Consider the following 25,535-nt stretch of genomic DNA (forward strand, 5'->3'; position numbering starts at 1 on the left):
ATCAAGTTAATTAGGATGACAACGGAAAATCGATTCATGCAACAACGCCTACATAAAACCATAAAATATTATTGTTGCTAAAACATATTGGGCAAAATATATTAGAACTTTATAAATTAAATTACTTACATGTTTAAAACTTTAACACAAAATTTAACGAAGATTTTTGATAAATTAGCCAGTTCAGGCATTTTAACGGAAGCTCAAATAGATAACGCTATGCGTGATATCAGAGTGGCTCTTTTAGAGTCGGATGTTGCATTACCGGTGATAAAAGATTTTATAGCAGAAGTTAAAAAGAACGCTTTAGGGCATGAGGTTATTAAATCCGTTTCACCGGGGCAGATGATAATTAAAATTATTCATGAAGAGATGATAAATCTCTTAGCTTCAAGTGAAAGTGAGACAAAGCTAAATTTAAATTCAAAGCCGCCCATAAATTTCCTAATGGTAGGGCTGCAAGGGAGCGGTAAAACTACCGCAAGTGGCAAGCTTGCTCTGCGACTTAAAAATCAAAATAAAAAAGTTTTACTTGTTTCTTTGGATACTTACAGACCGGCCGCCCAAGAGCAACTTGCTATACTGGCAAACTCAGTACAGATTAATTCATTACCTATTGTGCAAGGTGAGCAACCTCTTGATATTGTCACAAGAGCTATTGCCGAGGCTAAAATTTCTGCTTATGACGTTGTAATTTATGATACGGCAGGTCGTACACAAATTGATCAAGAGATGATGGAGGAAGCGCTTGCAATAAAAAATATAGTGGAGCCTACAGAAACTTTGCTAGTAATTGATAGTATGACAGGGCAGGATGCGGTAGTTACGGCAAGCAACTTTAATAAAAAGTTAGAAATTTCAGGATTAATTTTATCTAGAATTGACGGCGATTCTAAAGGCGGTGCAGCACTTAGTGTAAAATATATTACTAAAAAGCCGATTAAATTTTTAAGTAGCGGTGAAAAACTAACTGATTTAGAAGAATTCAATGCTGAACGTTTAGCTTCTCGAATACTTGATATGGGCGATATTATATCTTTTGTTGAAAAAGCAGCTAGTATCGTTGATAGAGAAGAAGCTGAAAAAACTGCAGCTAAATTAAAAAAAGGTAAGTTTGATTTAAATGATTATCTTCAGCAAATGAGAAGTATAAAAAAAATGGGAGGTTTTGGAAGTATACTTAGTATGTTACCGGGTAGCGGTAAAATTATGGATCAAATAGATCAATCAAAATTAAATAGTAAAATAATTGAACATCAAGAAGCAATGATTTTATCTATGACTCTGAAAGAACGTAAGAATCCGGATATAATTAATGCATCTCGTAGAAAACGTATAGCTGCTGGAGCAGGGACTACAGTACAAAAAGTCAATATTTTGCTAAAGCAATATAAGCAAATAAGTGAGATGATGAAAAAAGCCAGTAAAATGAATCCTAAAAATCTATTACGTAGCGGAATTGGAAAATTGTTTTCATAAAACGGCATTATTGCCTGGAGTGGTAAAATCCACTGTGTCACCCCGTGGCTTGACAAAGGTGAAATTAATCCACACGGGCAATGCACACGTGAAGTAAAATTTAATTAATTTTCAATTTCAAAGCATTTGCAAAAAATGTATAGATTTTGATAAAATAATTGGCACTATCTTTTAAATCACTAACACTACAATGCCAACTATCTCAACTTTCTAGAAAGTAAGTTCTAGTATTTGAGTTTTGCTCAAGTACATACTCAAAAATTCTTCCATGCCATGTGGTTTACACGCTGATCTAATACTGAATCTGTAACTAACACAGTTGGGTATTTGTACGTTAAAGATAAATTCTCTAGCGGTGCATTTTTTAATATGTACTAAATCATTTGGATTGTCCGGATCTCCATATTCAGTTATCCATGAATGTCCTGCTTCGAATTTTTTATAGCGTACCATATCAAGTATAGGTACTTCACACGTTATAGCTCCAAATAAATCGGTACGCTGCGTCATAGCAACACTTACTAACAATCCGCCATTACTTCCTCCTTTAATTCCTAAATATTCAGTGCTAGTAATATTTTGCTTTATTAAATCCTCTGCTATTGCAATTAAATCATTAAAGCTGGTTTTGACGTTTTATTCCTTGAGCCGCCTTATGCCACTCAGGACCAAATTCTCCGCCGCCTCTGATATTAGTAAGTACATTAACGCCGCCATTTTAAACCCATAGTTCATTTACTCTAGAACAATACGGAGAATTTATTACTTGAAATACTCCATATGCGGTGAGTAATGTTGGGTTTTACCGTCAAATTTTGTACCTTTCTTATAAACAACAAAATACGGTATTTGGACTCCATCAAAGTTTGCCATTTTCTCTTTCTGAGCTACAACATAATTTTTACTATCAAACGGATATAAATCTTGCCTCATTATGCTTAATTGGTTAGTTGTGTCCCATAAATATATAGTTGGTGGCACTATAGAATTTTCTATAGTAATTAATACATCTTATGCCTGGTCATCAGAATATATACCAAAAATTGTGTTCTCATAAGGCAATTTTAAGGTTACCGTTTTTGTCCATTTGCTATTTTCTAAAGTAAACGTAATAACTTTTGAAATAACATTCTCGTAGCTAGCCAACAATACTGTATCTTTAGTTACTACTATAGAATCAAAAACCTCACGGTCAGTTTATGACAATAAAATTTTAAAACTAGCCTTATCGCTATCAGCCTTTAGTAAATCTTACCCATGTAAGGCAACAAGCGCAGCGCTTTATATTATTACCTTGAAATTTCCAATCATAACGTAGCAACCAAAATACATATTCTTTAAAAGAACCTTGAGGAGTTGCATCTGATGGCATATTTATTTTTTGTAATTTTAAGTTCTCATCTTTAGTATCTAAAATATTATTATCATAATTATAAAAAGCCTTATCTGCAGATATAAATATTAAAGATGAAGAAATATTATCGGATCAACGCTTACCGGCTGACACTAGTATATATTCTTTTGGTATTTCAAATATTTTTTTGCTTTCTCTACAGGTTATCCTCGCTTCCATATGTAGAGCGAGTTAGGATATAAAGAGTCGGTAACATCCTCTTTATGCAAAACTGGATTAAATATAATAGTATCTTGGTCGATCAAAGCATGATAAGTAAATTTGCCTTCTAATAATTTTCTGCTACTTGTTGTTGGTTCAAAGCAATTTTTTACAAAATCTTTTTTGTCTAAATCCCATATTCTCTAAAGAATATCTCATCCTTATCACCAAAGGACATAGTAATTAAGTAACGCTTAGGGTTTTGAAAACAATCACTTCCACCTCGATACATTACTTTTTTACCGAGTTTTTTGGATAATTTATCAAAATCGATTAGAACTTCCCAATTTGGTTTATCTTTAGAGTAATTCTCAACTAATAATGTCCTACGCCATAACCCTTGCGGATTTTTATCATCTATCCCAAAATGATACACATAACCTTTACAGATAATACCATATGGAATTTTTCTTTGGTCATAAAATATTGATTCTATTTCTTTTTTGATCGGTTTATATTCCGGCATAGATTGGAAAGCTTGTTCTTTTTTATCAGTATGCTCTTTTGTCCATTTTAGAGCTTCAGCTCCTTCAGAGTCTTCTAGAATTTGGTATTTTTCGTGTGATATAATTTGTGCCTTATTATTCCCATAGCTTGAACACAAAAAGTTAATAAAATAATTATAAAATAGCAGGTAAGTTTTTTCATCATTTTAATAATATCTCTGAAATTAAAAATATTGATTATTGAAATCTCGGCCAATCGATTTTATTCTATGTACATAATATATTTATCCTTATAATCTTCTGGTACAAGAATTGTATATTTGAGTGATATATATTGGATTAATAAACAAAAATTGTAAAGCTGAGTTTACTTCAATTTATACTTATAAAAGTAATATTAATGATGTACTGATAATGGTAGTATATCATTGATATTTATGTCTAAAAACCTTAAGCATGATGAGATGATATGAAGTGCATTGGAAAATCCAATGGTAGCCAAAGAGTTTTTTCAAATGCACTTACCATCACGTATATAAAGTTTGGTTTCTTTTAAAACCATTAAAATGGAAAAAGATAGTTTTGTAGATAAAACAGTTAAGAAATCCATATTAGATATTGTATTTTCTGTTAAATTTGATAGTGAAGACGGTTACGTATTTTTATTATTAGAACATCAAAGTAAACCTGATTATTATATATATGGATTTTCGCTTGTTTAACTACACGTTAAACATTGCCGAGTATTGTATGAAAGCAATAAAAAGCAAGAAATGTCCTTGCATGTATCATTTAGTATTTGATAATGGTATACAACAATATAATGTTTCTCGAAATCTTTGGGAAGTATTTAAAAATAGCGAATTGGTAAAAGCTACTTGGAGTAATGATTAACGTGCATGATATATATGAACAAGCATTGAAAGAAAATGCTCTGTCGGGTATTTTGCAATTTTTTATGAAGCATATTCACGAACGAGATTTACTAAAAATATGGCAAGAAGTAGCTGATCTTTTACCTAAATTTGCTAAGGTTAACATAGGCATTGATTATATAGAGCTAATTTTATTCTATACTTTGACCAAAATTAGGCAAAGTGATATTCTAGAAGTAGAAAGGATGCTCAAGTCACATTTAAATCCTAAGAAAAGAGAAAAAATTATTGGCAGTATCGCACATTATTGGGAAAAGCAAGCTATAGACAAGGGGATAAGAAAAGAAAAAATGATTATAGCAAAAAATTTAATCAAAGCCGGTTTAAAAACTGAATTAATAATTGCATTAATCGGATTAAAAAAAGAAGAGATTGAGAAATTAGAGCAAATTGCCTAAATTCTTTAAAAATATGAAAGTTATGGCAGATGATTTAAGCATTTATATTCATTGGCCTTTTTGTTTATCAAAATGTCCGTATTGTGATTTTAATTCTCATGTGGCTAGCACTATAGATCATAATCAATGGATTAAATCGTATGAAACCGAAATTGAGTATTTTAAGAATATTATTCAAAATAAATATATAAAATCCATTTTTTTTGGTGGCGGAACTCCTTCATTAATGAATCCCGTATTAGTTGAATTGATAATCAATAAAATCAATAATCTAGCAATTCTTGATAATCGAACTGAAATAACTCTAGAAACCAATCCCACATCATTTGAAACTGAAAAATTTAAAGCGTTCAAATCTGCCGGAATTAACCGTGTGTCCATTGGAGTACAATCCTTAAAAGAAGACGATTTAAAAAAATTAGGCAGAACTCATGATGCTTTGCAAGCCATCAAAACAATTGAGCAGGCAAATGGGATTTTTCCAAGAGTTTCATTCGATTTAATATATGCACGTAGCGGTCAAAAATTAAAAGACTGGCAAGAAGAATTAAAGCAAGCTATGCAACTCGCAAATGGGCATATCTCTCTTTATCAATTGACTATCGAAAAAGGTACACCTTTTTATAAATTATTTAATGAGGGTAATCTGATTGTGCCGCATTCAGATGCGGCAGCTGAAATGTACGAATGGACAAATCATTATCTAGCATCTAAAAAATATTTTAGATATGAGATATCTAATTATGCTCTAGCAAATCAGAAATGTTTGCATAATTTGACTTATTGGCATTATAATAGTTGCTTAGGTATAGGTCCCGGGGCTCATAGTAGAATCATTGAACCGTCAGGTTCGGTAGCGGCAATTATGATGTGGCACAAGCCAGAAAAATGGTTAGACTCAGTTAAAACAAAAAATGTCGGTATTCAAACTAACGCTAAGCTAACACATCAAGAAATAATCGAAGAGATTTTAATGATGGGTTTACGTCTTAGCAAAGGCATAAATATTTCTACATTAGAGCAGAAAATAAACGCAAAATTAATGGATATTTTAGACATGAATAACCTTAAACATTATCAAGCGTTAGATTTAATTAAACTAGATAAAAATATCTATCTTACCGACAAAGGTTTAATGCTACATAGTTACATAGTACCTAGATTAATTATATGAAAATTATTCAAGCAATTTTAAAGTTTATAATTATTTTTCTAGATTGCCACGTTGCTTTGCACATCGTCAGGCATTGCACACGACGTTTTTATATGATTTCCATACAATCGCCATATTTATTATACCCATATCCAAGGTTGAGCAGAATTTGCTAATATACCTTGGTTTATATCTTCACTGAATATATTCTAATAAAATAATGGTCTTTTCCATCCCATTTATGGCTATAGCTATCTCTTTTATGTACAACCGTTTTATTGCTTAATACAACAATATTACCGGAAGTAACATATATATAGTTTTGCATAGATTCTTGATCTACAATTTCTCTAATTTTATTTAAAAACCCTGCTGCTCTTTGTGTTTCAGGAATAGCATCAATTGTTATTCTGCTATAATAGCCGGTAGCGTATTCTACTAATAAAGGTATGTTGTTGCTTAATATTTTACATGAAAAAGAATCTGCCCTTGTTACTGTAAATTCATTACTACACCCGATTAAGATATCTTGGTAGCTCAATTGATTTAATATATCTTTAAGGCTAATATATATTATAGCTAGATTATCATGTCCTTTATGTAGAATCCCAAAAATTAAATAAAATATAAGAGATCAGTTATCACTCTTATCTGCTATTGGACGGTATGCAGCATCTACATTCCGATCTCAATCATTATACGTCGATTGAGAACTACATTCATTATAAGAATTATGTTTTGGTGCTGCTTCTCTAATAATATTCGTATCTCCATCTTTAATATAATACAGGGAAACTACCAATTATCCCTATTTACTCTAAATTAGCTCTTCTATTACGCTAACCCGTACCTCACCGTCATATGGAGTAATTATATTATAATTTTTTTGATCAATATTGTTTATATGTATAATTTCTGCATTATTATTTAGAGCGTCTTTAATTTCTTTTGTATAATTTACATATTTTTTTCTAAAAAATGTTTAAAAAATACAATAGATTTATATGGATTTTAGTAAAATTGTTTAAAACCTCATCGCTATTAATATTAAAATTTTTTAGATAAATTTCCTTTCTAATAATACACAGTCATTATCTTTAAATCTTTTTTATAACTGAGTTCCAATTTTTAGAAGCATTAATAATGCCGCAAGGATCTACATATTGTATATATACTAAATATAAATCTTTTTTTCTTTCAACCAGCTAATTAATCTAATGATTTTATTGTTTAAATTTTCTAATTTTGCTATACAAGTTTTTTCATCTAAAGTTTTCCTCCAAACATCATAACAAGCATTATTATGATCACTATTAGTATCTTCAATGATGAAATAATCCCATTTTTTCAAGATATTATTATGAAAATATTCTAAAATACCTATCATATTAATATGAGTATCTTCTATTAAAAGTATGGGATGTACTCTTTCAGATATTTTTTCTTTTAGGAAGATGGCCTATACTTTATGGGAATCGCCTTGCAAACATTCTATTCTATTATCACCTTTTACGGCTTGATCAATATTTCAAAATCGATATCTATAAAAATCAAGTAAATAAATAGGGAGAGTATTGTTTGTTAATACCCAAGCCGTCATTATAAGCGTGCATATTGCATAGATATCACTACGTCATTGCTAGTAGTCGTAGTACTCGCGTAGCAATCTCATGAAATAATAAGAAACTCCTGAGATTGTGGACGAAACTTATAGTTTTTCCTCGCAATGATGGCCTTTAGTATCCATGCAACGATGCCTATAGTCAAGAATATCCGACCTCATTAAGATAAATATACTTCCTTATCTAAAGTATTTTCGCTGTTATCTATAATCATAGTAATTGTTGCATCGCCGGTAATATTGATAGTAGTACGTAGCATATCAAGTATTCGATCAATACCGGCAATAATTGCGACTCCCTCTATAGGTAAGTGAACGGAAGAAAGCACCATTGGAAGCATTATCAAAGAGGCACCTGGAATACCTGCACCGCCGATAGATCCAAGTGTTGAGGTGAGAATAATTACTAAATAGTCGTGAGGAGCAAGCGTTACTCCCATCATTTGAGCAAAGAATATAGTAGTAAGAGATAAATTTATAGCAAAACCGTCCATATTAATTGATGCCCCTATCGGAAGTACGAACGAAGTACTAGACTCTGAAATTCCAAGCTTTGCACGACAAACTTGCATAGTAGTTGCAAGAGTAGCTTTGCTACTTGAAGTAGAAAAAGCAAGTATCTGATACTCAAAACTTTTCTTATAAAACGGTATAGGTGAAACACGACAAAATACATATATAAGTAAACCAAAAACTAAATATTGGAATGTCATTGCCACAACTACCGCTACAACAAGTTTTGATAAACTAATCATGACTTCAATTCCCTGCATCCCTACAATCCAGCCAGTTAAAGCAAAAGCACCGTAAGGGGATAATTGAATAACAAACGATATCATTTTTAATATTAATTTTGACATTACATGAATTAAATCAGTCACAGGCCCACCGATAGATTTCATTTTGTTTAAGGTAATCCCAACAAAAATAGCAAAAAATACAACTTGCAAGACATCACCGTTTGCAAAAGCACCAACCGCATTCTCAGGGACGATATTGACAAAAAAATCAACTATATTAAATGCAGTTCTATTTGTCATTCCTGAATAGGTAAAATCTATATGTATGCCTACTCCCGGCTTTAATACTAAGGCAACAGTGAGTCCAAAAACCGTAGCAAAAAAAGTAGTACCTAAAAAAGCAGCTACCGCTTTCATTCCTACTCTACCCAGGGCAGAAGTATCATTCATACTAGTGATACCTGAAACCAAACTAAAGAAAATTAAAGGGGTAATGATCATTTTTATCAAACGTAAGAAAATGTCACCGATAGGTTTAATATAACTAACATATTGTGGTAAGTATATACCAAATATAATACCTAAGCTTAACCCTAAGGTAACTTTTTGCCATAATTTCATAATTTACTTACTTAATTTTAAATTTATTTACTATTTTGATCAATCCACTCTAAGTACTTTTGAAAGCCATACGCAATACTTATTTTTATTATTTGTGGCAATTCATAATTGTGAATTTCAAGGATTTTATTTTCAATTTTGTTATAATTAGCAGATTTTGTTTTAATTACAAGTCTATATTCGGTTGCTAAAGTTATTCTACTATCCCATCTAAAGTAACTTTTGACATCGTCAATTTGAATGCAGGCAGCAAGATTTAATTCTAACAAAACAGATGCTATTTTCTCGGCAATTTGCAAATCATTAGTAGTTGTTAAAATTAAACAGCAATCTTGCATGCTTAAACCTCAACAAAACAATTAGGTGTTTCATATAGTTTGAGGCTTGCTACGAAGAAGTTTTGACCTACGAACAGTTTAGGCAAAATTTCATTCTTTAAATGTGTCGCTATATTTTCTGCAGTCGGGTTATTTTGCATGTAATATATTTTTTGACCGGTACAATTTGCTATTTGCTGCCCCATTTCCTTATCGTCTTGATGTAGAATTAAGCTATGATCGAAATGTTCGTCAATCCATTTTTTAGCTAAATCCTTAATTAAACCAAAATCTACTATCATACCGAGTTTATCGGTTTCGTGTGCGGCTATAGTTATCTCAAGAACATAGCGATGACCGTGCAGGAACTGACATTTATTTTGATGTCCTATAATTCTATGTCCTGCATCGAACTCAATACGACGAGTACATTTGATCATTATTATATACTTTTTTTCTATTGTCATGCTGTGGCTCACCGATACCGTATGTTTCTCATTTATGTCAATCCCGCGTAGGCGGATATTCAAGGCTTTGGGGTGGCACCCTATGGCTTGACCACGGCATGACAATTTTTTACAAATTCAGTAGTAACTTCTCAGGGTTCTCAATAAGCTGCTTAATTTTTACCAAGAACGATACTCCTTCTTTTCCGTCAATTATACGATGATCGTAAGATAAAGCTATATACATCATCGGATGTATTTCAATTTTACCGTCTATAACTACAGCTCTTTCCTCAGTTTTATGTAATCCTAAAATACCTGATTGAGGAGGATTAATAATCGGTGTAGATAATAATGAGCCATATACGCCTCCGTTAGAAATCGAAAATGTTCCCCCTGACAAATCAGCCATAGAAAGTTTACCCTCACGAGCTTTTTTAGCCAAAGTTCCTATAGCTTTTTCTACCTCAGCAAATCCCATTTGATCGGCATCCCTAACAACCGGTACAACAAGTCCTTGCTCTGTTCCGACAGCTACACCTATATCATAGTAATTTTTATATACTAAATCATCACCATCTATTTCAGCATTGACCGATGGAATAAGCTTTAAAGCTTCAATTGTTGCTTTAACAAAAAACGACATAAAGCCAAGTTTCACATCGTGCTTTTTCTCGAACTCTTCCTTATATTGATTACGCAATGCAATTACTTTTGACATATCGATTTCATTAAAAGTAGTCAAAATAGCTGCTGTATTTTGTGAATCTTTTAAACGCTGTGCAATAGTTTTACGTAAGCGTGACATACGAACACGCTGTACTCTTTCTTCGTTAGTTTTGTTTACTGTAGTAGAAGTAGCAGCAGACTTTGTGTTTATTGTTTCAAGCACGTCGCTTTTGGTAATTCTAGCATCTTTACCTGTTCCTTTTATATTATTGGGGTCAAGCTTATTTTCGGTAACTAATTTTTGTACGGAAGGAGCAAGAATATTATTAACCATGGCAGGTCTGTCTACAGGCTTTTCTGAAGTAGGTTGCGTAACTTCTTGAGCTTTAGCAGATTCAGTATGAGTACCGGCAGTATTAACAGCTGCACCTTCATTTATATCTCCTATTTCTTCTCCAACTGCTACATTTGCACCATCAGTTTTCGATATTTTACCTATAGTACCGTTACAAGGAGCATTAACTTCTAAAGTCACTTTTTCGGTTTCAATTTCTAACAGTAATTCATCGGTTTTAACCGAATCACCTTCTTTCTTATACCATTTGGCAATAGTTGCTTCTGTTACGGACTCTCCAAGCAACGGTACTATAATTTTAACGCTCATAATTTATTTTACTCCTAAAAAATCGAAAAACGTATTCGGTATTATCCCGTGGATTGTTGCATGGATCGGTAAAACCCACGGGGTGAAACAGACGTTTTTACCGATCCATGAATCAATCCACGGGATAACACTAAGAATCACATCCCCAATGCTTCCCTTAATAGCTTCTCTTGCTGCTTATTATGTACTTGCAGCGAACCTACTGCCGGAGAAGCTGATTCCTCTCTACCTACATATTTAAATTCATTATTAATTCCTGCTTCTTTTAAAGCATCATTTAAGTAAGAAGCTATATAACGCCAAGCGCCCATATTCTTTGGTTCTTCCTGACACCAAACAAATTCCTGCGTCCTATTATATTTTTTTAATAGCGATGCTACAAGTTTTTTTTCAAAAGGGTATAATTGCTCAAGCCTGACAATTACTATATTACTATTATTGCCACGCATTTCAAATAGATCGTAATATACCTTACCGCTACATAAAATGACTTTAGTAATATTGTTTGTATCTATTTTAGTTACTTCATCTAAAACCGGTAAGAAAGCAGTATTGTCGCCTAGCTCATCAAGTTTAGATACGGCATATTTATGACGTAATAATGATTTCGGCGACATTACGATTAACGGTTTGCGTGTATCACCAAGTATTTGACGACGTAGCAGGTGGAAAATCGAGGCAGGAGTAGTTGGATATGTAACATACATATTATCCTCAGCTGCTAGCTGCAAGAGCCTCTCAAGTCTTGCTGAACTATGCTCCGGTCCTTGTCCTTCAAATGCATGCGGAAGTAGTACCACAAGCCCGCTCATACGAAGCCATTTAGTTTCGCCGCTTGAAATAAACTGGTCAAAAATAATCTGAGCTCCATTAGCAAAATCACCGAATTGTGCTTCCCATAAAACTAAATTTTTTGGATTTGCAAGTGAATAACCATACTCAAAACCAAGCACCGCATATTCAGATAAATTACTATCGGCTACCTCATATTTTGCTTGTTCTTTAGATAAATTATTGAGAGGTATATAGGTAGTATCGTCACTTTGGTTATGCAATACTGAATGACGATGCGAGAAAGTACCGCGTCCGCAGTCTTGTCCGGTTAGTCTGATATTTGTACCTGAAGCAAGCAAGCTTGCAAAAGCTAGCTGCTCAGCTGTTGCCCAATCAATAGGCTGATCAGCTATTAGATTGGCTTTTCGTGCTTCAAATAGTTTTACAAGTTTTGGATTAACGACAAAATCTTTCGGTATTTCGCATAGTTTAGTTCCTAAATCTTGTAATGTTTTTTTTTCGACGCCAGTTATTGCAGCTTGTGTAGATGTGCGAGAAATGCCTTGCCATAACCCACCTAAGAAATGTACTTCCGGCTTATAACTTTGTGCCTGTTCATATTCCTTATCTAGTCTTGTTTTAAATTCTTCTTTTAACTTAGCATAATAATTATTATCAATTATACCGCGTTTTACTAACTCATTTGCGTAAATATTTCCAGGAGTAGGTTTGCTTTTAATAATGTTATACATCTTGCCTTGAGTATACATCGGCTCATCGCCCTCATTATGCCCGTATTTACGGTAACAAATAATTTCTACTACAACATCCTTACTGAATTTTTGCCTATATTCTAACGCAATATTGGTGGCTTTTAACACTGCTTCTATATCATCACCGTTAACGTGTAAAATCGGAGCAGCACTGATTTTAGCAAACTCTGTAGAATATCTGCTAGCTCTAGTATCCGTAGCATTAGCCGTAAAACCTAGCTGATTGTTAATAACGAAATGTAATATTCCGCCGATATCATAAGCAGTGAGCTGTGACATTGATAGACTTTCAGCAACTACGCCTTGACCGCAAAAAGCAGCATCACCATGCACTAAAATAGCCTTAACTTTACTGCGTTGAGTATCTAAAAGAATATCCTGTTTTGCTCTTACTTTGCCTGCAACTATAGGATTTACTGCTTCCAAATGTGATGGATTATAGGCAAGCGATAAATGTATTTTCTTATCCTCTATGACTCTATCTGATGAATAGCCTAAGTGATATTTCACATCACCTGAAACATTTAGCTCATCAGGAAATACACTACTGTTTATGAAACCCGCAATAACAGCTTTATATGGTTTACCTACTACTTTAGTCAGAGTGTTTAATCTCCCTCGATGTGCCATACCGATAACGATTTCTTCAATGCCTTGATTCATGGATAAATCTATAGCTTTACTCATAGCAACTATAGCAGCATCCCCACCCTCAACAGAAAAACGCTTAGCTCCGGGAAATTTTGTATGTAGATATTGCTCAAACCCTTCTACCTCTACTAAATCATTTAAGATAGTTTTATTGTCTTCAGCAGAAAATGTAATGTCGTTTTCTATCTGACTATATAACCAGCTTTTTTCTTCTACATTTTCTATTTGTTCAAATTCAACCCCGATAGAACCTGTATAAACTTTATCGAGCTTGGTAACTAATGCAGATAATTTACAGTTCCAAGTACCGACAAATTCATCCGTAATATTGATATTTTCTTCTAACTGGCTACTATCAAGACCAAAAGTTTCTATATTAAGTTTTAAATCATTTTTTGTTTTACGTAGCTCAAGACCAAGCGGGTCAAGATTCGCTAAGTAATGAGCATGCTTGCGATAAGCATTAATCATTTCCTTAGCTTTTAAACTACTTAGGACTGCAGAAGATAGATTATTATGTAACGGCTCTTTTTTTATTTCATAAGGAATAATTATCTTGGCCGTACTTTTATTAAGCACAGCACTATTATCCTTAATACCGGCAAAAAATTCTTGCCAAGTTTGATCAACCGAGGCGGAATTGGCTAAATATTGCCTATATAGCTCTTCAACAAAAACAGCGTTCCCAGCAAATAAATAACCTGTTTTTTTTAAATATTCTTCCATATTATTGTTTCTATTATTTGTTTGTGGCATAAGCCGTCATTGCGAGCGACTGTAAGGAGCGTGGCAATCTCAGGAATTTGTGAGCTTGCTTCATCAATTTACTATAGTCAATTTCCTCGCAATGACGATTTATTACTATAAATATTTCTCCTCTAAATACCTTATATACACTTCAGGGTTAATTTTTTCCTCACCGCTTGCTGCTTTTAGTAAATCAGCGGAATTTTTTAATGAACCTAGATTTCTAAAATTCTTATTTAGATAATTATTTATATTACTAAAATCGCCTTTTAATATATTATCTTTTATATTAGAATGCCTCTCTTTTACTTTCTTCATCACCATTGATGCGATAATTGCACCGTTTGTATAGGCGGGAAAGTAACCGAAATTTCCATGTGACCAGTGAATATCTTGAAGACAGCCGTTACTGAAATTTACCGGTTTAACGCCTAAATATTCCTGCATCTTACTATCCCAAAAGCTTGGTAACTCATCAAGATTCAAGTCACCATTGATAAGCATTTCCTCTATCTCAAAACGTAATATTACATGCATCGGGTAAGTTAGCTCATCTGCATCCACTCTTATAACATCAGGTTTAACTCTAGTAATTTTTCTATATAAATTTTCTGCTGAATATTCTTCGCTTTTTAAAGCAAAGTCATCTCGAAGTAATTTAGCTAAAAATGCTGTAAACTCTCGTGATCTACCTACTTGCATTTCCATAAATAAAGATTGGCTCTCATGGAAGGCAATACCTTTAGCCAGGCCAACCGGCTGTCCTTTATACATTTCCGGTAGATTCTGTTCATATAAAGCATGTCCTGTTTCGTGAATAATTCCCATTAAACCGCTTATGAAATTATCTTTATCATACCTAGTAGTTAAACGTATATCATTTGGCGTTCCGCCGCAAAAAGGATGAGTCGATTCGTCTAATCGTCCTTTTTTTAGATCAAACTGCATAATTGCCATCATGCGTTTTCCGATACGCTTTTGCATTTCAGGAGCTAGTTCGATGTTCTTTACTAACTCTTTCGCGTTTTTCTGTTTTTCTAAAACTTTATTTATAAGCTGTGGGAGTTCTTTTTTAAGTACTGAAAAAATTTGTTTGATTTCGCTACTTTTTCTGCTTGGATCAAACATATCGATTAATGAGTCGTATAATTCGCAATTAAAAACATCTGCTCGTACTTTAGCAACCTCTTGCATATAATCTAAAACTTTTTGTAAATGCGGTTTGAATAAATTATAGTCATTATTTTTTCTTGCTTCTCGCCAAACAAGTTCGGCTTTAGTGGTAGCAGCAACCAATTGCTTTTGCAGCTGTTCGTCAATACAATTTGCATCTGTTATTTTTCTTTCAATCTCTCTAATATTAACATTCTGCCATTCATCAAGGTTCGTTGATTCTTCTTTTGCCTTGCTAAGTAACTCTTTTAGTATAGGGGATTTGAGCATAGAATGAACAATCGACGTTAAAGTTACTATTTCATTTGTTCTGCTCTCACCTGAGCCTATAGGCATATTTACGGCAACATCCCAGTATAATATGCTTAAGATATTATTAAAATGTGAGATGGTCGCAAACTCGTTTTCTAATTTTGTGTAGTTGTTCATATGTTCCTTGTTTTGTGTCATTGCTAGTGGACATAATCCGCATTGATACCAAATCGTCATTGCGAGAATAATTACGTAACAATTCGACGAACCAATCTAGTTAAAAACTCTGTAAATCAGAATTTTTTAATTATTGGTCTGGATTGCCGTGTCGTTTCGCTCCTCGCAATGACGTTGATTACAAATGCAATAACTCCTTTGCTGCTTTTAAACTTGCCTCGGTGATTGTTTTACCTGAAATCATGCGAGCGAGTTCCTCCTGTCTTTCAGCTGAATTTAAAGTTTTTACCGTGACTTTCGTTTCTTTCTCTAGCTGTGTTTTCTCGATTTTTATATGCAAATCCGCTTTACCTGCTATTTGCGGCTGGTGCGTAATAACTATTACCTGAGTAACTGAGCTAAGCTTTTTTAACCGCTCACCTACTTTATCTGCGACCTCTCCGCTAATCCCGACATCTATTTCATCAAATATAATAGCCGGTTTTACCATTTTATCAAACAAAGAAGTTTTTAAAGCAAGCATGAACCTTGATAATTCACCGCCGGAAGCGATTTTATTCATTGCTTCCGCTCTTGTTCCTGGGTTAGTAGAAGCTTTAAACACAATATCGTCATTGCCGCTGGCTGTCGGCTCTTTTTTAGCTTCTATCTTAATCTCAAAAATTGCTTTCGCCATTTTAAGCTGTTTTAGCTCCTGATGCAACGATTCTTCTAGACGTTTTGCGGCAATAAGACGCTTTGCAGATAAATCGCTCGCTAGTTCATAATATTGTTTCTGTAATAGCACTTCTTGAGCTTTTAACTCGTTACTATTTGCTATTTTATTTTTTAATATACCGAGCTGTTCTGAAGCTTTATCTAAAAATACGCCTAACTCATCCGCAGGAACATTATATTTACGGCTAATAGCTTTGATTAAAAATAATCGTTCTTCTGTTTCTTCAAGATTATATTCTTCATAATTAAAACTATCCAACAGATTTGATAATTCTTGGCGTGCTTCTTCTAGATTATTATATGCTTCCTCTAAACTTGTAGCGACAGCTTCAAAATGCTCATTATTGCCTTGCCTTGCTAATAATTTCTCTGCTCTATTAATCGATGTATTTATTTCAGGGTTATTAATCTGTTCCAGAATATCTTTTATTAGCTGTAAATCCTTATCTTTATTTTTCAAATTTTTTCGTAGATTTGTTAATTTTTCCTCCTCTCCTGTTTGAATGTTCAGTTTAGTTAATTCTTCCGTTGCAAAGCTCAAATAATCAATTTCCTGTTCTATAGCATTTTGTTTAAGTGTTATTTCGGCAATTTCGTTTTTGATATTTTGCCAAGTTTGATAGCATTTGGAAAGTCTTGCACGAAAATCCAAAAAATTTCCATAACTATCTAAAATATCACGCTGCGTACTTGCTTCTAGAAGGGAAATATTATTATTTTGTCCATGCAGTTCGAATAAATAAGTAGCTAATTGCTGCATTATAGCCTTATTAACTACTTGATTATTAATGAAAAATTTTTTTCGTCCTTTGGCTTTTTGCAAACATTTTACAAGCAATAATTCTTCAGGTTCAATCAAATTTTGAATCAGAAAATTTTTTATTTCCTCATTTAAAGAGAATATTATATTAACAACAGCGTAGTCTTTTCCACGCTTTATTATATTATTTGAAGTTTTATAACCAAGGCAAAATAAAATAGCATCAAGTAAAATAGATTTACCGGCTCCCGTTTCGCCGGTAATAACGCATAAACCTTTATTAAACTCAATTTCCAGCTCGTCTATCAGAATGAAGTGTTTAACTGAGAGACTATGAAACATACACTACTCTTTAATTTTTATAAGTGTTATTGCATGGATCGTTTTTTTTACCGTCATCCCGTGACTTGACCACGGGGTCCAGTTTAAAATACTAAGTTATTAGTATTTTCAAGTTGTTTTTATGGATCACGTTGTCAAGCCACGGGATGACATCTAGTGGGTTTTAAGCACTATGAATATCTCACTACTTAACCAACTTATATGCATAACTATACCACGGACTATCAGGATAGTTATAACCTAGCACCGAGGCATATTTTTGTGCTTCATCAGGTAACCCAAGCATCATATAGATTTCGACTAAACGGTAAAGAGCTTCTACTGAGTGAGAAGTAGTTTGATAATTATCAATTACCTCTTCAAATCTATTAATAGCTGCCATTGGGTTCTGTTTCTTTAAGTAAAACCGACCTACCATCATCTCTTTACCTGCTAAATGATCGTTTACTAGGTCGATTTTTAAAGATGAATCAATAGCATATTTAGTATTTGGGAATCTCGCTATTACGTCTTCAAAACTATCTTTAGCTAAGGAAGTTCTAGATTGATCATGATTTACGTCTGAAACTAACATATAATATGATAATGCTTTAAGGTAATACGCATAAGCAATGTCAACATTTGCAGGGTGCAAATTAATGAACATCTCAAGTACATCAACCGCTTCTTCATATTGAGCGGCAAGGAACAAAGAATAAGCCTGCATCAATTCGGCTTGCGGCGTCATTGCATTACCTGGATGCTGGTAAAATACTCTTCCGAATTCTTCCGCAGCTTTCTTATATTTTTGCTTTGCTAACAAAGTAACACCTTCGTTATAAAGAGTTGGAATAGGAACTACTATGTCATCACTGGTTTTTTTGCTTTTACACCCGCTAAAAACTAATCCTATAACCAAAAGAGTACTCAATAATTTTGTTAATTTCATAAGAACTTAAATTCAGTTAATAACTAAATATACATATAGGCTTAAAGAATTTCAAGGATTCAATTTAAAATCTTACTAACTTATAAATTAGATCTATTCAGAAACGAAGATTTAGGAAAGAATTTGAAGGAGACACGGAAATGCTTACCACAGAAGCGTACACTTGTACGCAAGGATTCGAGTACTGCATTGACATACAAATTACCACTAGAAGGAATAGGTCTATATTCTTGGACTTATTTTTCTACCCAGTGTTCTTTATCATTTTTATGATATTTTTTCTACGGTTGACCATGCTAATTTATGAGCAACTGCCTCTTTAGAGCCATTTCCACGTTTTTTATCGGCATCCTTATATTGTGCAAATGCATGATTAAAAGCTTCGCGATAAATATCCTTAGCATGACTTGGAAGATGATTTTTAACTGAATTAGGTAAATCGTTATTATTGTTATAAGGCATAGAGACCTACGGATCATATTATGCAAATAGACTTCTTGCGTAACATCCTTCTAAAGGTAATTTATACATCAATCCGGTACCCGAATCTGTGCGATTGTTTATATACGCTGTGATGCTGCGCTCCGTGTTTCCTTCAAATCGCTCTTTACAAGATAGGTTCTACAAGAAGCATAATAATATTTTATAACATCGGAGGTTTATTTCTATATGAAAGTTAAATAAAATTCATGACCATAGACTTTTCATTTTATTAAAAAAGCTGCCGTCATTTTCTTTTTCACTTATGGATTCTTTTTTGAATTCTTCTAGTAACTCACATTGTCTTTTAGATAAATTTTTAGGTACCTCAATATGAATATGTGTAATCATATCACCCCTAATAGTTGATCTCATTTTAGGCATACCTTTGCTGCGTAACCTTAATTGATCACCGTTTTGTGTTCCTGCTGGAATTGTTAAGTTGACTTTCCTTCCTTCAATTACCGGTACTTCTATCTCCCCTCCAAGAGCGGCATTCACAAAACTAATAGGTAGTTTACAATGTAGATTTGCTCCGTCTACCTTATAAATATCATGTGGTGTTATTGCTATATCAACATATAAATCACCACTATTTCCTCCTCTAATACCTGCTTCTCCTTCTCCGGTATGTCTTATTCTAGTACCGTTTTCAACACCGGCAGGAATATTTACCGATAAATTTCGTTGTTTATGGCAACGTCCCATGCCATGACATTTTTTACAAGGATTTTTTATAATTTGTCCGTTACCTTTGCATTTATGACAAGCTTGTTCGATTGTAAAGAATCCTTGCTGAATTCTAGTCGCTCCAACACCGCCGCAAGCATCGCAAGTAGTGACTGTTTCACCTTTTTCAGAACCGCTACCATGGCAAGTATCGCATTTTACTTCGCTAGAAAAACTAATATTTTTTTCTATACCGTGAAACGCTTCCTCTAGGTTAATTGTCAGATCATATTTTAAATCCGAACCTCTAGCCTTACTTGATGTAGGCTTTCTTCTACCACCCCCCATAAAATCACTAAAGAAGTCGCCGAAAATATCGTTAATATCATGATGAAAACCAGCGTGACTTCCTCCGCCACCTCGTGACTGTTGATTTTGAAAAGTATCATGCCCAAAGCGGTCGTAAGCTGCTCTTTTTTGTTCGTCTTTTAGAACATCATAAGCACGATTTATTTCTTTAAATTTCTTTTCAGCATCTTTATCGTCAGTAGTATCAGGATGATATTGCTTGGCTAATTTGAGATAGGCTTTTTTAAGATCCGCTTGGCTAGCTGTCTTACTAACGCCTAGTATTTTGTAATAATCTTGTGACATAATTTAATTTATAAAATTGGTTGTCATCGGAGCAGCCTTCTTGTCATTGCAAGGAAATTACGAAGGAATGGACTAAGCAATCCAGTTAAAAAATGCTAATTTATAGTCTTTTTTATTATTTTTTCTGGATTGCCACGGCTCATTGCAGTCGCTCGTAATGACGTTAATGACGTTTTGTGCAATAGTCTTTACTTCTTCGCTACATCCTGAAAATCGGCATCTACTACTTTGTCATCGTTAGCAGTATTTTCGCCAGCAGGCTGATTTTCGCTTTGTGCTTTATACATTGCTTCACCGATTTTCATACTAGCTGCAGTTAATCTCTCTGTCTTTTCTTTAATTAAAGCAGCATCTTCCGATTCAAGAACAGCTTTTAAAGCAGATAGTGCTTCTTCAGCAGCGCCTTTATCTTCTGATGATAATTTATCACCGTACTCCGTAAGACTCTTTTCAGTAGAATAAACTAAACTATCTGCAGCATTTTTCGCTTCAATAAGTTCCTTACGTTTTTTATCTTCATAGGCATTCTGTTCAGCATCTTTAACCATTTGTTCGATTTCGGCATCGCTAAGACCGCCGGAAGCCTGAATAGTTACTTTCTGCTCCTTACCGCTTGCTTTATCTTTAGCTGAAACATGCACTATTCCATTAACGTCAATATCAAATGTTACCTCTATTTGTGGAACACCTCTCGGTGCAGGAGGTATGCCTTCAAGATTAAATTGACCAAGTAATTTATTACTCGCTGCCATTTCACGTTCACCTTGAAACACTCTAATAGTTACGGCATGCTGATTATCATCCGCAGTTGAGAATACCTGACTTTTTTTAGTAGGTATAGTAGTATTACGATCGATTAACCTTGTAAATACGCCGCCAAGGGTTTCAATACCAAGGGATAGAGGCGTAACGTCTAATAATAATATATCCGTTACTTCTTTATTAAGTACCCCTCCCTGAATAGCAGCACCAAGAGCTACAACCTCATCAGGATTCACGCCCTTATGAGGTTCGCGCCCAAAAAATTTCTTTACAGCTTCTTGTACTTTCGGCATTCTAGTCATACCGCCGACAAGCACTACCTCCTGAATATCAGAAGCCTTTAAACCTGCATCCTTTAATGCTGTAATACAAGGCTCAACGGTTTTTTCAATTAAATCATCTACTAATTTTTCGAATTCTGCTCTAGTAAATTTAATATTTAAATGTTTTGGTCCTGTACTATCAGCTGTAATATAAGGTAAATTAATATCAGTAGTTACTGCGGAAGATAGCTCTTTTTTAGCCTTTTCTGCCGCTTCTTTTAAACGTTGAAGTGCTAAAGGATCATTACGTAAATCTATACCGCTTTCTTTTTTGAATACATCTATTAAATGGTTTAATATTCTTGTATCAAAATCCTCGCCGCCAAGGAATGTATCACCGTTCGTTGATTTTACTTCAAAAACACCGTCACCGATTTCAAGAATTGAAACATCGAACGTTCCGCCGCCAAGATCGTATACTGCAATAGTTTTACTGGCCGCTTTATCGAAACCGTAAGCAAGAGCTGCGGCAGTCGGCTCGTTAATTATTCTAAGTACCTCAAGACCTGCTATTTTACCTGCATCTTTCGTTGCTTGACGCTGTGCATCATTAAAATAAGCAGGTACGGTAATTACTGCTTGCGTTACTTTTTCGCCTAAATAATTTTCGGCAGTTTCTTTCATTTTTTGTAAAATAAAAGCACTAATTTGGCTTGGTGAATATTTATTGCTATCCGCTTCGACCCATGCGTCACCGTTATCGGCTTTAACTATATTATATGGTACGATATCCTGGTCTTTCTTAACCATAGGATCGGTAAAATTTCTACCGATTAATCGCTTTACCGCATATATAGTATTGCTAGGATTGGTTACTGCTTGTCTCTTAGCTGATTGTCCAACTAATTTTTCGCCATTTGCAAAAGCTATTATTGACGGCGTAGTTCTCTCACCTTCTGCATTTTCTATTACTTTCGGCTCTTTACCTTCCATGACTGCAACACAAGAGTTAGTAGTCCCAAGGTCAATACCTATTACTTTTCCCATAAGATTCCTCGTTTTCTTTTTTATTTTTGCTTATTATTCAGCGTTGTGCTTCGTATGTCATTCCCGCGTAGGTAGGTGGTAATCTAGAAAACAAACTTAATATTGCCTGTTGACAAAATAAACCTAAAAAACAAGTTTTTACAAGTTCTACTGGCTTCCCACCTACGCGGGAATGACGCCGTGTGCAACAAGCCATTTATTATTGTGCTATGACTTTTCATTTGATATAGTACGGCTTAAATGATTTTACAAGAGGTGAAAATGAAAAAACTATCGATTTTACTAAAACTTGTATGTATTATTAATTTAGTTTTCATAAATAATATAGTTTTAGCATCTTTTGAAGCAAGCAGTGCTATATTTGAAAAAGCGAAGAAAGCAATCGTAACGATTGATACTAGAATTGCTGTATCGGCATATGATGATACAAGTAGTTGGACAGGAACAGGATTTATTAATGATAAGAACAACGGTTATATAATTACTAATACTCATGTTGTCGGCGGTGCATCTATCGGAACTTATTTTGTGACGTTTTATAATGGTGAGCAGGCAGAAGCAAAACTTATCTATTACGATATTTGGCAAGATTATGCCGTTTTAAAAGTAGAGAGCAAAGATATACCGGCATCGGCAACACAAATATCTTTCTCAAATGAGATTTCAACATTAAATCAAAAAGTTTTTGTAGTCGGTAACATGGAAGCAAAAGGCTTTTCTTTCCATACAGGTTATTTGTCTGATCTTTATAATATTGAAGGTTTAATGCCGCAATGTACTTATGTTATTAACCTAAATAGTACCGGTGGTGCTAGCGGTTCACCGGTATTAAACGATAAAATTGAGGCTATAGGAGTATTATACGGCGGTGGTAAAACTCATTCTCTAGCACTGCACGGTGATTACGTAGCTCGTACCTTAGAAAGTTTAAAGAATAATAAACAACCAAGCAGAAAACATATAGGAATAATAAGCGAGTTATATTCTTTAAATAAAGCAGTTAGACATCATAATTTCCCTAAAGAAGAAATGGATAAATATATAAATAAGTTTCCTGACAGTAGAAATAGGGTGATAAGTGTTAAGGCAGTTTTGGCCGGTTCGCCTGCTGAAAAATCTTTAAAAGCTGGTGATATTATTTGGGCAGTTAATGATAAGGAACTTGGCGGTAATCTAGCATTATTTGATAGAGAAATGGATAATTTTAAAGGAATAGCTATTAAACTGACTATATTTCGTGATGGAAAAAAGCTAGAACAAGCAGTAGATTTATATGATGTGAACAATAATAAAATCGCTAAAATGATAAATTTCGGTGGTGCGGTATTTTTTGAAGCCGATGATTATTTTAGTAATAAATCAGGCATTCCACTTAAAGCTTTAAGTATAGCTTCCGTTCAATCTGGTAGTAGCTTTAGCTCTATACCGACATTCTTTACCAAAGATTATAAAAATGTTTATAGATTACAAATTTTTGAGATGAAAGATTTCGCTTTAAGTAATCTTGATGATTTGGTGAAATTCTTACCTGCTATTACTAAAGAGAATTTTATAACGGTTAGATTTAAAAATTATCAACCTTATTACGCTAATTTCGGTTATAATGAAATCATATCATCGCATGATGATATGATTGCAGATGTAACTCTAGATTCTATAGATACTAAGCCTTATATATTAAAGTATAATACTATTTCTCATGATTGGGATATGGAAAATATACAACTTCAGTAACTAATCGATTTTGATAAATTAACAATTCTTAATCAATTTAACTCGGTTTGTTGCGTTATTACTCCTAAATTTATAATCTTAATTTTAGGAGAATTGCAAATTAGCTAAGTGTTATTCGCTATACTATAATATTCCTACGTGGATACTGGAGTCATCATTGCGAGCAGCCATAGGCTGCGTGCAATCTCATGAATAATAACAAATTTCTTAGATTGCTGCGTCAAATTACTATATAATTTTCCTCGCAATGACGTGGTGGTATCCACGTGGGCAATGGCATCAATCCAGCACTAATTAACAATGCTTCCTAAAATAATTAATCAATTTAGGAAAATTCATGAGAAAACAAACAGTACCTACTTTATATACATCAGATGTAAGTCAATATAAAACTCCACGCCTAAATGCCCTCGATTCAGAGAGAGAAATGAAACCTGCATCGGTAAAGACTGATATAGAGGCGCTGGAAGTGTTATTTAAAGATAAAACAAAAAGCGGCATAAAAGCTTTTAATAGTGCATTAAAGGTATACCTTGACAATAATTCTAATGCTTTATTACACGAAGCAGTTGAACAGGGTAAAAAAGATTTAGTAATAGAGATCTTAAAAGTAAATCGGGATTCTATAGAGTCTACGACTCCTCAGGGTTTATCGGTATTACATTCGGTAATTGCAGGAGTTAATAATAAATACGTCATTGAAATACTATTACAGGTAAAACCTACTTTAGTAACACCAAAAGATGCTTCAGGTCTTACTCCGTCATTTTATAACACTAATCAAGAAATAATAGCAATATATTACAACATTATGAACGAGATGTTATAGACCGGCTTAATATAAAGCAATGGAAAGGTTTGGAAAAAGATATGCAAGAATATTTAAAAAATGAGATGCTTATAATTGGAAACACTAAGTATATAATAAATGGAGATTGCATAGAAAATTTGTAAATTATTACACAAACATCTTCCTTGCAAATCTAATGCTCTATATTAAATTTGCAAGGAAGATGTAGAGAATTCTTTAACAAAAAACGGTAAGCATGTAAAACTTATCCACAAAATATTTTAAGCGCAAAAATTATAACTCAGTGACAGGTATTTCCTGTCCTAGGGGTCCAACATAATATTTTGTTATAGTGTCATAATCATCATAACTAATTGATGTTTGGGATGATAGTTTTTGTGCTAATATTATTAATTTTTCTTCATATAACTCAAAAGATTTTTCGCAATCCTCTTTTGTAATCTTTACAATTTTAGCTTCATCTGTATCTGCTTTGAGTGCTTTAATATTTTCTGTTGAGTTATATTTTATTAAAGATATTTGTGCTTTTTTAGGAAAGAAAAGATGATATGATTTTATTTTTGTCCATGCTGTTTTCACTTCTATTGCAATACCTAGGACGAGTTTATCTAGTGACATCTAAGACCTTAAAATTATTAAAAGCAGCACATCATATATAAGTCTTATTTATAAATGTCAACATAAATTAATACATTATTACTATAAGTATTAACAAAT

The 25,535-nt window shown here is 33.5% G+C and carries 21 protein-coding genes and 1 pseudogene; 7 read left to right on the forward strand and 15 right to left on the reverse strand.

The features are described from left to right. Positions 1-129 precede the first annotated feature (129 nt). Entirely contained in the window at positions 130-1,479 is a 1,350-nt protein-coding gene (ffh, locus tag A1C_RS01105; protein ID WP_012013440.1) for a signal recognition particle protein, read from the forward strand. A gap of 100 nt (positions 1,480-1,579) precedes the next feature. Here the strand turns inward: ffh and A1C_RS08345 are convergent. Then, a pseudogene (locus A1C_RS08345) lies at positions 1,580-3,742 on the reverse strand (prolyl oligopeptidase family serine peptidase). 340 nt (positions 3,743-4,082) lie between these two features. Here A1C_RS08345 and A1C_RS09060 point away from each other — a divergent pair. From A1C_RS09060 to hemW, 4 genes are read left to right on the forward strand one after another with little or no spacing between them, the layout of a single operon-like run. Beyond that, positions 4,083-4,262, forward strand: a complete 180-nt coding sequence (locus A1C_RS09060; protein ID WP_269479051.1) for an Rpn family recombination-promoting nuclease/putative transposase — start codon at positions 4,083-4,085, stop codon at positions 4,260-4,262. Between the two features lie 28 nt (positions 4,263-4,290). Continuing rightward, complete coding sequence (locus A1C_RS09065) at positions 4,291-4,434, forward strand: hypothetical protein (RefSeq protein WP_269479052.1); 144 nt, start codon at positions 4,291-4,293, stop codon at positions 4,432-4,434. Beyond that, positions 4,427-4,873 carry an RpnC/YadD family protein gene (locus A1C_RS08355; RefSeq protein ID WP_041816744.1) on the forward strand — a complete coding sequence of 149 codons (447 nt, stop codon included), beginning with the start codon at positions 4,427-4,429 and terminating at the stop codon, positions 4,871-4,873. Before A1C_RS09065 ends, A1C_RS08355 begins: the two co-directional genes overlap by 8 nt. 13 nt (positions 4,874-4,886) lie before the next feature. After that, the gene (hemW, locus tag A1C_RS01140) at positions 4,887-6,047 is read left to right on the forward strand and encodes a radical SAM family heme chaperone HemW (RefSeq protein WP_041816745.1); all 1,161 of its coding nucleotides are present in this window, start codon (positions 4,887-4,889) and stop codon (positions 6,045-6,047) included. 166 nt (positions 6,048-6,213) lie between these two features. Here the strand turns inward: hemW and A1C_RS08360 are convergent, their stop codons facing one another. The 13 genes from A1C_RS08360 to dnaK all read right to left on the reverse strand — a co-directional run bounded on the left by A1C_RS08360 (position 6,214) and on the right by dnaK (position 22,273). Continuing rightward, positions 6,214-6,567 carry a Fe(II)-2OG oxygenase family protein gene (locus A1C_RS08360; RefSeq protein ID WP_012013442.1) on the reverse strand — a complete coding sequence of 118 codons (354 nt, stop codon included), beginning with the start codon at positions 6,565-6,567 and terminating at the stop codon, positions 6,214-6,216. Between the two features lie 633 nt (positions 6,568-7,200). Beyond that, on the reverse strand, positions 7,201-7,413 hold the full coding sequence (locus A1C_RS08365) for a hypothetical protein (RefSeq protein ID WP_012013443.1): 213 nt from the start codon (positions 7,411-7,413) through the stop codon (positions 7,201-7,203). A 395-nt stretch (positions 7,414-7,808) separates the two neighbouring features. Then, entirely contained in the window at positions 7,809-9,008 is a 1,200-nt protein-coding gene (locus A1C_RS01155) for a dicarboxylate/amino acid:cation symporter (protein ID WP_012013444.1), read from the reverse strand. A 23-nt stretch (positions 9,009-9,031) separates the two neighbouring features. Then, positions 9,032-9,346, reverse strand: a complete 315-nt coding sequence (gene cutA, locus A1C_RS01160; protein WP_012013445.1) for a divalent-cation tolerance protein CutA — start codon at positions 9,344-9,346, stop codon at positions 9,032-9,034. 2 nt (positions 9,347-9,348) lie between these two features. Next, positions 9,349-9,765, reverse strand: a complete 417-nt coding sequence (locus A1C_RS01165) for a 6-pyruvoyl trahydropterin synthase family protein (RefSeq protein WP_041816813.1) — start codon at positions 9,763-9,765, stop codon at positions 9,349-9,351. Positions 9,766-9,901: 136 nt separating this feature from the next. Continuing rightward, positions 9,902-11,104, reverse strand: a complete 1,203-nt coding sequence (gene odhB, locus A1C_RS01170; RefSeq protein WP_012013447.1) for a 2-oxoglutarate dehydrogenase complex dihydrolipoyllysine-residue succinyltransferase — start codon at positions 11,102-11,104, stop codon at positions 9,902-9,904. Positions 11,105-11,241: 137 nt separating this feature from the next. After that, on the reverse strand, positions 11,242-14,028 hold the full coding sequence (locus A1C_RS01175; protein WP_012013448.1) for a 2-oxoglutarate dehydrogenase E1 component: 2,787 nt from the start codon (positions 14,026-14,028) through the stop codon (positions 11,242-11,244). A gap of 135 nt (positions 14,029-14,163) precedes the next feature. Next, on the reverse strand, positions 14,164-15,651 hold the full coding sequence (locus A1C_RS01180) for a carboxypeptidase M32 (protein ID WP_012013449.1): 1,488 nt from the start codon (positions 15,649-15,651) through the stop codon (positions 14,164-14,166). A gap of 178 nt (positions 15,652-15,829) precedes the next feature. Next, on the reverse strand, positions 15,830-17,470 hold the full coding sequence (recN, locus tag A1C_RS01185) for a DNA repair protein RecN (RefSeq protein ID WP_012013450.1): 1,641 nt from the start codon (positions 17,468-17,470) through the stop codon (positions 15,830-15,832). A gap of 184 nt (positions 17,471-17,654) precedes the next feature. Then, entirely contained in the window at positions 17,655-18,398 is a 744-nt protein-coding gene (locus A1C_RS01190) for an outer membrane protein assembly factor BamD (protein ID WP_012013451.1), read from the reverse strand. A 267-nt stretch (positions 18,399-18,665) separates the two neighbouring features. After that, a complete protein-coding gene (locus A1C_RS01195) occupies positions 18,666-18,860 on the reverse strand; it encodes a ChaB family protein (RefSeq protein ID WP_012013452.1) in 195 nt (64 codons plus the stop codon). Between the two features lie 225 nt (positions 18,861-19,085). Then, complete coding sequence (gene dnaJ, locus A1C_RS01200) at positions 19,086-20,201, reverse strand: molecular chaperone DnaJ (RefSeq protein ID WP_012013453.1); 1,116 nt, start codon at positions 20,199-20,201, stop codon at positions 19,086-19,088. A 188-nt stretch (positions 20,202-20,389) separates the two neighbouring features. Next, complete coding sequence (gene dnaK / locus A1C_RS01205; RefSeq protein ID WP_012013454.1) at positions 20,390-22,273, reverse strand: molecular chaperone DnaK; 1,884 nt, start codon at positions 22,271-22,273, stop codon at positions 20,390-20,392. 240 nt (positions 22,274-22,513) lie between these two features. On the opposite strand from dnaK, the gene A1C_RS01210 reads away from it, so the two are divergent. Together A1C_RS01210 and A1C_RS06170 are read left to right on the forward strand one after the other, a co-directional pair. After that, positions 22,514-24,007: a S1C family serine protease gene (locus tag A1C_RS01210; RefSeq protein ID WP_012013455.1), complete on the forward strand. Its 1,494-nt coding sequence runs from the start codon at positions 22,514-22,516 to the stop codon at positions 24,005-24,007. A 337-nt stretch (positions 24,008-24,344) separates the two neighbouring features. Next, on the forward strand, positions 24,345-24,836 hold the full coding sequence (locus tag A1C_RS06170; protein WP_012013456.1) for an ankyrin repeat domain-containing protein: 492 nt from the start codon (positions 24,345-24,347) through the stop codon (positions 24,834-24,836). A 255-nt stretch (positions 24,837-25,091) separates the two neighbouring features. Here A1C_RS06170 and A1C_RS01225 read toward each other — a convergent pair whose 3' ends face one another. Then, positions 25,092-25,436: a hypothetical protein gene (locus A1C_RS01225; protein WP_012013457.1), complete on the reverse strand. Its 345-nt coding sequence runs from the start codon at positions 25,434-25,436 to the stop codon at positions 25,092-25,094. Between the last annotated feature and the right edge of the window lie 99 nt (positions 25,437-25,535).

It is taken from the genome of Rickettsia akari str. Hartford, assembly GCF_000018205.1.
Classification (GTDB): domain Bacteria; phylum Pseudomonadota; class Alphaproteobacteria; order Rickettsiales; family Rickettsiaceae; genus Rickettsia; species Rickettsia akari.